This window comes from Methanobrevibacter sp., assembly GCF_045636185.1.
In the GTDB taxonomy this organism is placed as follows: Archaea; Methanobacteriota; Methanobacteria; order Methanobacteriales; family Methanobacteriaceae; genus Methanocatella.
In genome coordinates this window covers 1-12,631 of the sequence record NZ_JAZTXC010000175.1, presented here as the reverse complement: position 1 = coordinate 12,631, position 12,631 = coordinate 1, and the positions used below count along the sequence as shown (strand labels likewise).

General features: G+C 31.7%; 13 protein-coding genes. 8 read left to right on the top strand and 5 right to left on the bottom strand.

Features of this window, described 5'->3' with window-relative positions; translation table 11 throughout:
• The coding region (locus ACKI3Q_RS09825) for an MATE family efflux transporter (RefSeq protein ID WP_407416414.1) at positions 1-1,221 on the bottom strand (1,221 nt) is incomplete at its 3' end.
• A 58-nt stretch (positions 1,222-1,279) separates the two neighbouring features.
• Here ACKI3Q_RS09825 and proS point away from each other — a divergent pair.
• The 6 genes from proS to ACKI3Q_RS09795 all read left to right on the top strand — a co-directional run bounded on the left by proS (position 1,280) and on the right by ACKI3Q_RS09795 (position 6,951).
• The gene (proS, locus tag ACKI3Q_RS09820; RefSeq protein WP_407416413.1) at positions 1,280-2,659 is read left to right on the top strand and encodes a proline--tRNA ligase; all 1,380 of its coding nucleotides are present in this window, start codon (positions 1,280-1,282) and stop codon (positions 2,657-2,659) included.
• A gap of 228 nt (positions 2,660-2,887) precedes the next feature.
• Positions 2,888-4,498, top strand: a complete 1,611-nt coding sequence (gene thsA / locus ACKI3Q_RS09815; protein WP_407416412.1) for a thermosome subunit alpha — start codon at positions 2,888-2,890, stop codon at positions 4,496-4,498.
• A gap of 32 nt (positions 4,499-4,530) precedes the next feature.
• Complete coding sequence (locus ACKI3Q_RS09810; RefSeq protein ID WP_407416411.1) at positions 4,531-5,544, top strand: adenosylcobinamide amidohydrolase; 1,014 nt, start codon at positions 4,531-4,533, stop codon at positions 5,542-5,544.
• Between the two features lie 53 nt (positions 5,545-5,597).
• Complete coding sequence (locus ACKI3Q_RS09805; protein WP_407416410.1) at positions 5,598-5,825, top strand: PRC-barrel domain-containing protein; 228 nt, start codon at positions 5,598-5,600, stop codon at positions 5,823-5,825.
• Complete coding sequence (pyrE, locus tag ACKI3Q_RS09800) at positions 5,825-6,346, top strand: orotate phosphoribosyltransferase (protein ID WP_407416409.1); 522 nt, start codon at positions 5,825-5,827, stop codon at positions 6,344-6,346. The genes ACKI3Q_RS09805 and pyrE overlap by 1 nt, the downstream gene beginning before the upstream one ends.
• Positions 6,346-6,951: a stage II sporulation protein M gene (locus ACKI3Q_RS09795; RefSeq protein ID WP_407416408.1), complete on the top strand. Its 606-nt coding sequence runs from the start codon at positions 6,346-6,348 to the stop codon at positions 6,949-6,951. Before pyrE ends, ACKI3Q_RS09795 begins: the two co-directional genes overlap by 1 nt.
• Positions 6,952-6,982: 31 nt before the next feature.
• Here ACKI3Q_RS09795 and ACKI3Q_RS09790 read toward each other — a convergent pair whose 3' ends face one another.
• The 4 genes from ACKI3Q_RS09790 to ACKI3Q_RS09775 are packed head-to-tail and all read right to left on the bottom strand — an operon-like array spanning position 6,983 to position 9,421.
• Positions 6,983-7,486: a molybdenum cofactor biosynthesis protein B gene (locus ACKI3Q_RS09790; protein ID WP_407416407.1), complete on the bottom strand. Its 504-nt coding sequence runs from the start codon at positions 7,484-7,486 to the stop codon at positions 6,983-6,985.
• A 47-nt stretch (positions 7,487-7,533) separates the two neighbouring features.
• The gene (locus tag ACKI3Q_RS09785; protein WP_407416406.1) at positions 7,534-7,824 is read right to left on the bottom strand and encodes a winged helix-turn-helix domain-containing protein; all 291 of its coding nucleotides are present in this window, start codon (positions 7,822-7,824) and stop codon (positions 7,534-7,536) included.
• Between the two features lie 4 nt (positions 7,825-7,828).
• Positions 7,829-8,629 carry a helix-turn-helix transcriptional regulator gene (locus ACKI3Q_RS09780; RefSeq protein WP_407416405.1) on the bottom strand — a complete coding sequence of 267 codons (801 nt, stop codon included), beginning with the start codon at positions 8,627-8,629 and terminating at the stop codon, positions 7,829-7,831.
• Entirely contained in the window at positions 8,630-9,421 is a 792-nt protein-coding gene (locus ACKI3Q_RS09775) for a helix-turn-helix transcriptional regulator (protein WP_407416404.1), read from the bottom strand.
• Positions 9,422-10,023: 602 nt separating this feature from the next.
• On the opposite strand from ACKI3Q_RS09775, the gene ACKI3Q_RS09770 reads away from it, so the two are divergent.
• Both ACKI3Q_RS09770 and ACKI3Q_RS09765 read left to right on the top strand, forming a co-directional pair.
• Positions 10,024-12,165: a hypothetical protein gene (locus tag ACKI3Q_RS09770; protein ID WP_407416403.1), complete on the top strand. Its 2,142-nt coding sequence runs from the start codon at positions 10,024-10,026 to the stop codon at positions 12,163-12,165.
• Between the two features lie 199 nt (positions 12,166-12,364).
• On the top strand, positions 12,365-12,631 hold a 267-nt coding region (locus ACKI3Q_RS09765; RefSeq protein ID WP_407416402.1), incomplete at its 3' end, for a hypothetical protein.

The window sequence follows — 12,631 nt, the reverse complement described above, 5'->3', positions numbered from 1 at the left end:
TCCCATACTTAATACGAGTTCTCTTAAAATTGTTAGGGCTAAAGATTTAAATCCCAATCCTACGCCTTGGTATATGTATGCAGGTATTGCACCAAATGCGATTAAGAAGTTATAAAATACAAGTAATTTCAATATTTCACTTGAACGATTTATTAATGTTAAGTTTCCTGTTTGGAAACTGAATAGTCCACAAAGTGGATGAGCAAATATAAAGAAGAATGCTGAAAATAAAAGGGTAATAGCTAAACACAATAATGTTGAATATTTAATTGTCTCATTGAAATTTTTCCAGTTTCGAGCCCCCCAAGCTATTCCTGAAACCGTTATGCTTGCTATTCCTATTGAAACACTAGGTAAAAATGCTATTGTAATAATTCTCCATGCAATAGTAAATGATGCAATTTCATCAATTCCGGAAGTTGTTATAATTAAATAATTTAGAATTATCGCAACCAAAGCAAAAACTATTTCCTCTGTTGCGGAGGGTAGTGAAACCACTATTATTTCCTTATAAATTTCTAATTTACGTTTGTATTCAGAGAATTTATAATTAAAATAAGTGTCTTTTTTAATATAAATCCAATAAATTATCAATATACATCCCACAAGCGATGCCATTACTGTTGCAAGTCCCGCTCCAAAGATTCTTAAGTTTAGACCATATATTAAGATAGGATCAATAATTAAATTTATGATGGATGATAATATTAAAGGGGTTGTTGCTCTTTTAGCATCTCCTTCTGTTCTGAATATGCTTCCAACTACATTCGGAAATAAAAATACAATGTTGAGCAAGAATATTATTTGTCCATAACTTAAGCAATAGGAACTAACTCTTGATGCACCTAAAAGTATGACTAAATCATCTAAAAAGAAAATACCTATAATTAAAATGATGATTGAAACAATAATCATGATAATTAATGAATGGATAACGGCATTGTTTGCATCATCAATTCTTTTGGCACCAAGATATCTTGAAATTAGGGAATTCGCACCGGCACCTATGCCAATTCCAATGCCTATAATGACCAGGTATAATGGTGAAATAAAACCTAATGCGGCAAGTGAGTCAGTATTTAAACCTGAAACCCAAAAACTATCTATGATATTGTTTAAAAACATTAATAACATTGAAAATATTGTAGGGAAAGCCAATTTGTTAATTGCTTTTCTGGGATTATCCATTATTAAATCTATATTTGAGTTAGTCTCCATCATTATTATATATCGTCAAAAAAAGATATTTAAATATAATACTTGATTGTATATGATCATCATGAAAAATTTTGAGAAATGGTTTAAAAATATTATAACACAAGCGAATATCATTGATTTAATGTATCCTATTGAAGGAACAGTTATTTGGATGCCTTATGGTTTTAAAATAAGAAAACATACAATTAATCTTATTCGGGACTTATTAGACAAAACTCATGAAGAAGTTATTTTTCCAACACTTGTACCTAAAAATCAACTTTTAAAAGAAGTTGTCTTTGTTGAAAATTATGAAAATGAGGTATTTTGGGTTACGAAAGGTGGAAAAAATGATTTAAATGAACCATTGGCACTTAGACCAACTAGTGAAACGATAATATATCCTATGTTTGCGTTATGGATTAGAAGCCATGTTGATCTTCCAATCAAATATTATCAAATTGTAAATGCATTCAGATATGAAACAGAACCTATTATGAATTTTTTCCGCCTTCATGAAATTTCTACTTTTAAGGAAGCACATACCGTACATGCCACAAAAAAGGAATCTGACATGCAGGTACGTGAGTTTATTAAAATCTATCAAAATTTTTTTGATAAACTGGGAATTCCATATTTTGTTTCTAAAAGACCGATTTGGGATAAATTTCCTAGTGCGGATTGTTCAATCGCATTTGATGCCTTTTTGCCTAATGGAAAAACCTTACAAATTGCATCAGTCCATAATTTAGCCCAAAGTCTTGCAAAACTATTTGATGTTGCCTTTGAAGATGTTGATGGAAAGCAAAAATATGCATATCAAACCTGTGCGGGAATATCTGAAAGGGTTATTGGGTCGATTATTGCAATTCATGGCGATAAAGATGGCTTGCGCTTGCCTCCGATTGTAGCACCTTATCAACTTATGATAATACCAGTTATTGATAAAAACAAAGATGATGTTTTAAATAAAGCTGTTGAAATTAAAAATCAATTGGAATCTCTAAAAATAAGAGTAAAAATTGATGATAGGAATATTGATTCAGTTAAAAAATTTGATGAATGGACGGTTAAAGGCGTGCCCATTATGCTTAAAATAGATGCGACTGGTTTGGGAGATAATATTGCTCTACTTACAAGGAGGGATGATTATCAAAATATGGAAGTTAATTTAGATGAATCCTTAGGGGATGCAATTTGTGATTTGTTAAATAAAATTGGTGAAAATCTATCGAAATTGGCATGGGACTTCCAGAGGAAGCATATTAAATTTACAAAAGATATTGATGAAATCCCTGAACTTATTGAAGGAGGTAATGTTGTTCGCTTTAGTTGGTGTGGGGAGGAATCAATTGCTAAAGGAATTGTTGATGATATGGGTTATGATGTTTTGGATATGCAAAAGGATTATGCTGATGATGATATTATCAAATATTCAATTTTAATTGCTCAAAATCATTAAAAAAATATCTGATAAAATTTTTCCTGATAACTTAAAAAAGATATTTAATAAACATTTAGTTTCATTCATATTTTATTTTTCTTACCAAAATTTACTAAATAGTAAAGTATTTATATAACCTTAAACTCATGTTATATGTAGAAAGGTTTATTCAACAATATAACTTATTTTTTCATGTTGATAACTAAACTGATCTAATTATTTATAAAATTAAAAAAAGGTGATTAAATGGCACAAGGTGGACAACCAATTTTTATTTTACCTGAAGGAACTAACAGATCCATCGGTAGAGACGCACAAAGAAACAACATTTTAGCTGGTAAAGTATTGGCTGAAACTGTAAGAACTACTTTAGGTCCAAAAGGTATGGACAAAATGTTAGTAGACGGTCTTGGAGACATTGTAGTAACTAACGATGGTGTAACAATATTAAAAGAAATGGATATTGAACATCCTGCAGCAAAAATGCTCGTAGAAGTAGCAAAAACCCAAGAAGACGAAGTTGGAGACGGAACTACTACTGCAGTTATTATTGCTGGTGAATTATTGAAAAAATCAGAAAGCTTATTAGACTCAGACATTCACCCAACTATCATTGCAATGGGATACAGAAAAGCAGCTGAAAAAGCTCAAGCAATCTTAGATGAAATTGCAATCGATAAAGTTGATACTGAAACTTTAACTAAAGTAGCTATGACTGCTATGACTGGTAAAGGAACCGAAGCAGCACGTGAACCATTAGCAAAATTAATCGTTGAAGCAGTACAAAAAGTAGCTGATGGAAAAGTTGTCGACACTGACAACATTAAAATTGAGAAGAAAGATGGTGCTGTTGTCGAAGAATCCAACTTAGTTGAAGGAGTTATCATTGACAAAGAAAAAGTACATCCTGGTATGCCATCTGAAATTAAAGATGCAAAAATCGCTCTTGTCAACACTCCATTAGAAGTTAAAGAAACTGAAGTTGACGCTGAAATCAGAATCACTGACCCTGCTCAAATGCAAGCATTCATTGAACAAGAAGAAAACATGATTAAAGAAATGGTTCAAAAAGTTGCTGATTCTGGAGCTAATGTATTATTCGCACAAAAAGGTATCGATGACTTAGCACAACACTACTTATCCAAAGCAGGCATCATGGCTGTAAGAAGAGTTAAAAAATCTGATATTGAAAAATTATCCAGAGCTACCGGCGCAACCGTTATCTCAAACTTAGATGATTTAACTGTTGACGATTTAGGTGAAGCTGGAATTGTTGAAGAAAGAAAAATCTCCGGTGAAGACATGATCTTTGTCGAAGAATGTAGTGCAGCTAAATCCGTAACCTTATTCGTAAGAGGCAGTACCAAACACATCGTTGATGAAATCGTCAGAGCTATTGAAGACGCAATCGGTGTTGTAGCAGCTACTGTTGAAGATGACCAAGTTGTAGCTGGTGGAGGTGCTCCTGAAATTGCTATGGCTAAAAAACTCAAAGATTACGCAGAATCTATTTCTGGAAGAGAACAATTAGCTGTAAATGCATTTGCAGAAGCTTTAGAAATCGTACCTAAAACCTTAGCTGAAAATGCAGGTTTAGACAGCATCGACTCATTAGTAGATTTAAGAGCTGCTCAAGAAGACTCATTCTACATGGGATTAGATGTATTCACTGGTGAAGTTGCAGATATGAAAGATGCTGGTGTAATTGAACCAAAACGTGTCAAAAAACAAGCTATCCAATCTGCATCCGAAGCAGCTGAAATGATTTTAAGAATCGATGATGTAATTGCATCTTCTGGCGGCGCTGAAGACATGCCAATGGATCCTGGTATGGGCGGTATGCCTCCAATGATGTAAATCTAATTTACATCTTTTCTTTTTTTATTTTTATGTATAATAATCGACTTATTTTTAAGACTTCAACCTCAGATGAAGTATATTATTTTAAAGACTCTATTTTTATTAAATTCTACAATAAACGAAATATTATTTCCAGTTCTGTTTTGAATGGTGGAATTCGTGATGATTTGAAATTTGCTTTCAACCATCATTTGTCTCAGGACACTATTGATTATCTGGAAAATCATGATTTAAAAGATTATCTGGTTAATCTATGTAATGATTATAATTTTAATCCTTCAAAATCAACGGGTCTTGTCACTCTTGCCTTAATGAAAAATCTTTCTATTGTCACTAAGAGATATAAGAAATTGGAAGTCACTGCAATCACCACAGCAGGCGTTCGTGTAAATGCTGTCTGTGCAGGGGACGATGCATCATATTATGAGGAAAACGGTGAATTTCACTTCGGAACAATCAACACGATTTTGCTAATCAATTCAAGACTTGATGATGCTTTGCTGGCAGAGGCTTATGCTGTGGCCAGTGAGGCTAAAAGCATTGCGCTTAATGATTTGAAAATTCCTTCACAGTTTTCCAATAATTTTGCCACAGGAACAGGCACTGACGGTCTGATTATAGGTTCCAATTTGGATTCAGACAATTTGGTGACAAATGCGGGAAAACATTCCAAGTTAGGCGAACTAATTGGTAAAAGTGTTGTTGAGTCTATACATGTAGCAATTAAAAAGCAAGTATGGATTACACAAACTTCACAATCTAATGTTTTGGTATTATTAAATAGATACAAATTAGATATCAATGAATTTTATGATGGCTTAAATCAAGATAAACATAGTTTTATTTCTCAGCTAAAAATTGATTCAAAAATTCAGCAAAACATTGCCGTTACATCATCAATTTTGAATCTGATGGATGATGTCAAAAAAGGAATTGTCAAAAAAGAAACGGCTTATGATTTGTCCGATTCCCTTTTAACTTATTGTGTTGGCAATACTGTTAATTGCCTATTGTCCTTCTGGATTGAAAAATTTCTTTTTTAAAACTAAACTATTTAAATTAATAATGTAATATTAATTTATAATAGGTGATTTAAATGAGAACCAAAGAATTTATTAACAAAGAAGTTTTGGATGGAAACATAAAAATCATAGGCAGAGTCCATGAAATAATCTTTGATGAAGACAGCTTTGAAATTACTGATATTGTAATTAAGAAAACTGGTTTTTCCGAACAAATCCGTGACAGTGAAAATGTTATTCCTGTAGAAATGGTAAAAACCATTGGTGATAAAGTTTTACTTAAAGGCGAAGAGGATATCTAATGGCATCTAAAGAATATTTAATCGAATTATTAAAAGAAAATGATGTTTTCCTTAAAGGGGATTTCACACTGTCCTCCGGAAAGAAAAGCGATTACTACATTAACATGAAAAAAGCAATAACTAATCCGGAAATTTTATCCACGATTGCAAAAATGATTACACAATTAATCGCTGAAGATGATGTTGATAAAGTGGCCGGACCTGCTTTGGGTGCTGTTCCAATTGCCACTGCAGTATCTTTGGAAAGTAAACTTCCATTATTAATGATTAGGAAAGAAAAGAAAGGATACGGTACTTCCAAATTAATTGAAGGTGAATTAAACTCTGGAGATAATGTCATTGTCGTTGAGGATGTATCGACCACTGGAGGGTCTTTGCTCAAGGCAATTAAGGCTATTCAAGAAAATGGCGGAAATGTAACAAGGGCTTTTGTTGTCGTTGACAGACAGGAAGGGGCTATTGAAGCATTTGATGAAGAAGGAATTCTATTGGAGCCTTTAATTAGAGTGGATGAATTCTGATGATGGAAATCTTTACTAAAGAATTTGTAAAAGGATATTTTTCCAGAAATAAAAAAGTGATACTTATTGCTTTGGCAATCTTTTTAGTTTTCTTTGTAATTGGTATTATTATAGGTAATATTCGGGTTGGAGAAAATTACGGTGCAATAACCAAAGCAATGAGTACAAGCAATAAAACATTTGATTTTTCTGATGTCAGTGGTGGTGCTTTAGGATTATTTACTCATAATTTAATGGTCGATTTAATCATTGTCATTACTGGAATTTTATTTTCCGTGATTTCCCTGTTGATGGTAATATTTAACGCTATAGCTATTGGCATACCCTTTGGAAGCGATTTCTATTTCGCCAGCCTGTCAATTATTCCTCATTTTATTTTTGAATATTTGGGAGGAAGCGTTTTTGCACTGACAGGTGCATTTTTAATTACAAAACTGGAAATTAGTGTCATTAAAGAAAGAAGCATTAAAGAAGTCATTTCAGATACTTATATTCTAAAAGACATCCTTTTTTCAGTAGTGCTGATGGTGATTTTTTTAGCAATTGCCGCAGTTATTGAAGGATATGTTACTCCGGCTATTGTGCTTTCATCATTCGGTAAATAAGAAAGATGGATATGAAATCCATCTCAATATTCTATTTTTGTGCATGATGAACGATATGTGGCAGTTCATCAATTATTATTTTTAAAGCGGTCTTAACGGCATTAGGTGATCCCGGCATGGAGAATATACAGGATTTTTTATAGACTCCTGCTGTTGCACGTGAAAGCAGTGCTCCTGAGCCGATTTCTATATATGACTGGTGTCTGAATATTTCGCCGAATCCGTCAATCTTTTTATCAAATAATTTTTCAACAGTTTCAACCGTAATGTCCCTATTGCTAAGACCGGTTCCACCATTGGTTAAGATTACATCAATATCTTCATTAATCATTTCCTCAATCGCATTCAAAAGATCATCTTTCTCGTCTTTGATGATTTTTCTTGATTTTAAAAGATATCTTTCTTTAATCTCATTTTCTATATAATCTCCGGATAAATCTTCTTTTTTATCTCTGCTGTCACTTAATGTGATAATGCCGCAGGTTATGTCTGATGATGATTCTTTCTGATGTTTCTTTGTTGTTTCACTTTCCATTAAATCACCTGAATTTCTTACTATAATATTTTATGTTTAATTAATATTTAAATTAATTCTTTAATTCTGTAAAATTCGTCCTCAACATTCAACAATGCTTCTGAAGCAATATAGTATGTAGCATAGCTGATTTCCTTTTTTTCAACAATTTTGTATTTTAGCATTATCTGAAAATGACGAGATGCCGTGTTATAGCTTATTTTTAATAGTTTTGATATTTGGTTAGAATTGTATGGTCTTTTCAATATTTGTTCTATTATTCTTGCTGATGTTTTCCCGCCTTTTCTCTGCAACAAAATCATTTCTAAAATTCTTGTTGTATTGTTTTTAGTAACCATTCCATCACCTTCTACTATAAAAATTAAACAATTCTTTACTCCATTTGATTGCACTTTTATGGTTGTCTATTATGATTTGGGAGTCATCATAGTGATTGTCCTTGAAGAATAAAGTCAATGCCATAAAGTCTGTGGAGTAGGTTAAGAACAATTTAATATGTTCATCGGTTTCCAGTATTTCTACATTTTTGTTCTCGATCAATGATTTTTTCAGGTATCTGCTTTTTTGCATTGTTTGCAATATTTCCGTATTGACTAATAGCGTTAGACTATTCAGCTGATTGCTTTTAAGTAATTTAATTATGTATTTGAAGTGGTTTTCCGAATATATTGGCAGTATTATTGTCAGCTCTTTGGAGGCGGATATCAGTTCAATGTATTTGTTGAATGCATTTGATAAATCGCTGGTTGTTGATGAAATCAATTCGGCATCCTTAAGAAGATATAATTTATTCAGAAAATTTTCTGGAATTCCTCTAAGGTCATGGTTATTCCAGAAAATCTTATTTTTTTCAATTGAATGCCAGTTGTCAATTAATTTTATGACGTTTGTTGCGAGCAAATATCCGTTCGAGGTCAATGAATAATATTTCCTGTCCTTTTTAATTAAGTTATTTTCCTCCAATTCTTTCAATCCATGCAATATTGTTGCTGAGGGTTTATGTAATTCATCTCTAATTTCATTAAGGTTTTTTTTCTTGTTGTATAGTACTACTAGGATTAATGTTCTCATTGATGAGGTTAAAAGATATTTCACGTTTTTGAATTCCTGCGCATTATTGTTCTTTGCAATATCTCTGCTCATTTAAATCACTTTGCTTTTTATGGTTTCAAATAAATTATTGGCCCATTTTATGGATTCCGGAGTATTTGAATTTAAAATTCTATTCTGGTCGTAGCTTCCGTCGTTTTTAAACAGTCCCAAGTTCATAGATTCATCGCAGATTAATAGATATATGTCTAAATTTTCCTTCAATATATGAATTTTTAAAGAAGCATTCTTTATGCATCGGTTTTTCAGTTCTTTATCTATCTGGGATATTAGTCCATGATAGATATTTCTTTCCATAATCAGTTCGATTTTTCCGTTGTTTCTCATTATGTTTTCAATCAGTTTTGGATAGTCCGGATGAATGTATGGAAGTATTGCTCTGATGTTTTTAGAAGTTTTTAATTGGGTTTTGATGTTGTTGTGGGTTTTGTAGATGTCAATGGGGTCGGTTTCTATCAATTTTGATTCGTATAGTTCAGTAATGTTTTCAATCAGTTCGTCATTGATATTGGTTATATTATGCTTGTACCATAGGCTGTCGAAATTCTTGATGATGTCAACACTTTTTTTGAATTCCATCAGCTGGCTGAAATACAGTTTTGTCAATGGGGTCATCGTATAAATTCTGTTTTCTTTTATGACATGGTTTTTGTACTCCAATTTGTTGAGATTGTTTGAGACGGAGGAATATGCGATGTTTGTTTTATTCACAATGTCCTTGATTGTTTGGGGTTTGTTATTCAATTCTGTCAGTATTCTTAATCTGATTTCCGATTTGACAATAAACAGCATGTCCTTTTCAATATAATCTTTACTTAAAATCATTCTATCACAGCATTAATTTTTTCATTTCTGAATTTTCATGGGGTCATGAAATGTTCATATCATTATATTTTTTCTACCGCATTTATATAAATATATGAAATTAAACTGAATATTCAGTGAAACTTTAATGAAATTATTTGTGTATTATCAATTTGTATTTTGTGTACTATATTTAAATAGATTTGTTTAAAAATAAGATTTGTTGTACAAACATGTTTGGAAGAATGGAATTTTATTTAAGTAATAGTAATAATATCCAAACTTCTTTAAGTAATGGATGAATTGCACAAAAAGATATTGTATTTTGATGATTTGCAGACTCATTTTAATCCAGTATATTGTATTTCAGGAAATCATCTGATAAATATCATTTACTATTTTGTTTTGTGCTAATCTATTTAAAGACAAAATCATATTTTATGTTACTTTGTATTTTGAATATTATTCATTGATTTATGTATTTTTTTATTTTATTTTTAAAATTTTTCACAAAAAAAGCTTTTATATCCCTTAAAATCACTATATTTATATATATCTTTTTATAAACATTTAACTATATTTTAGGCATTTATTTAATCAATGGCTTAGGATGGAGGAAAATTATGAGGAGAAAGTTTTTAATATTATTTTGTCTGATTTTATTCATTGTTTCTGTTGCAGGTGTTTCTGCGGCAGAAGATATAAATCAGATTGTAACTGAGGATAGTAACAATTTAGTTAGTAATGTGGATACATTAAGTATATCTCAAAATGATGGTGGAATTTCAGACAGTATTGGTGTTAGTCCTTTCACTGATTTGCAAGAAAAGATTGATGGCGCTGAAGAAGGTTCTGAAATCAATTTGGATGATGATTATAAATATTCATTTACATCTCTCTTTATCAATAAATCCATAACGATTAATGGTAATGGCCATACTCTTGACGCAGGTCAGTCTGAACGTATATTGTACATAGAATCAGATAATGTTGTATTGAAAAATATCATTTTTATCAATGGATTCTATAGGGATGGATATGGCGGTGCTATGGCAATTAATGGAAATAATACAGTTATTTCTAATTGTATTTTCAGGGATAATGGAATTTTTTCTAGCTTCGGCGATACTAAAGGGGGAGCCATTTTTTGTGAAGGAAATTTAACAATTATTAATTCCCTTTTTGAAAATAATGTGAACTCAGGCGTAGATTCAGTTTCATCTTCTGGAGGTGCTGTTTATTGTGATGGAAATTTAACAGTTATTAATTCTAATTTTATTTCCAACAGGATTAGTTCTTCTGGAGGTTCATTATCTGGCGGTGCCATAGCTTCAACAGGTAGTGTTGACATTTCTGGCTCTAAATTTGCAGGCAATTCTATATCTGGTCAATTTGTTTCTGGCGGAGCGGTTAGTGCAAATGCCGTCAATGTCAATAACTCAATTTTTTCTGACAATTATGCTGAAAGTTCAGTTTCCTGGTTTTCTAATACAACATCTTCTTCTGGTGGTGCCATTTACTGTGAAGCAGCAAATATTTATAATTCTGACTTTGTGAATAATTCTGCTTTAATTCTTGATGCATATCAATCCAGTAACGGTGGTGCTCTGTATTCATATGATATTACTAATATTGGTAACTCTAATTTTATAAATAACTCTGCTGATGATGGTGAAGCGATATGGGCATATTTGGAACATACAAGTATTGATAATTGTATTTTTATCAATAATGATTATGTTCTTGTAAATATATCTATTGATGCACCGGTTTTGGTTAAATACCGTGGCGGTCCTGAACGGTTTGTTGTCCATTTAACTGATAGTGGTAAAGCTGTTGCCAATGCGGATGTTAGCATTAATATCAATGATATGGATTACATTAAGACTACTGATGAAAATGGTATAGCTTCAATGGCCATTAACTTAAACAGTGGTGTTTATACTGCAACAACAGAATATGGTAGAACAACAGTTTATTCTACCATTACTGTTAAACCGACGATTTCTGGAAACAATATTACAAAGATTTTCAGAAACAGTACTCAATATTATGCAACATTCGTTGATACTGCAGGTAACCTATTGAAAAATACTGATGTTAACTTTAATATTAATGGTGTTTTATACACGAGAAAAACCAATGATGCCGGTGTTGCAAAAATGAACATCAACTTGAATCCTGGAGAATATGTTATCACTGCAATAAACCCTGTTTCTAAAGAACAGTCTGGAAATATCATTAATGTTTTACCAAATATTGTGGAAAACCATGATTTAACTAAATACTATAAAAATGCATCCAAATTTACTTTCAGATTGCTCAATGATCAGGGAAAACCAGTTGGTGCAGGTGTAAACGCTACATTAAATATCAACGGTGTTTTATATACCAGAACAACTGATGCAAACGGGTACATCAATATGAATATTAACTTGAACCCAGGTACTTATATTGCAACTATTATGTATAACGGCTTAAGTTTGGCCAATACAATTAAAGTTTTACCTATTCTGGAAGCTGAAGATGTTGTAATGAACTATCGTGACGGAACCAAGTTCGAAGCGAAATTACTTGACGGTCAGGGTAAGCCTTTTGCCAATCAGACACTTACATTCAACATTAATGGTGTAATGTACAACAGAATAACTGATGGCAGTGGTATTGCCCGCCTAAACATTAATCTAATGCTTGGGGAATACATTATAACTTCCATGTATTCAAACGGTGCGGCAATTGCAAATCGAGTAACTGTTAGAGGTTGAGGATTATATTCTCAACTATTTTTTTATTTTTGAATTCTTTTTAGTGTTTTTCACATTTTTCATCATTATTTTTATAATTTTTCGCAAAAAAAGCTTTTTTATTCCTTAAAATCACTATATATATATATATATCTTTTGATAAAATTTTAACTATATTTTAGGCATTTATTTAATTAACGGCTTAAAATGGGGGAAAATCATGAAGAGAAAATTTTTAATATTATTTTGTCTGGTTGTATTTATTGTTTCTGTTGCCGGTGTTTCAGCATCAGAAGATGTAAATCAGACTGTTGATGAGACATTAAGTGTTTCAGCAATTGATAATGCAGATCAGACAAATGATGCATTAGGTGTATTTGAGAATGTTGATGAGTTAAGTGCAAAAGATGATGGAACTTTTACGGCACTGCAGAAAAAGATTGATAATGCTTATTATGGTTCCACTATAACTTTGGAAAATGACTAT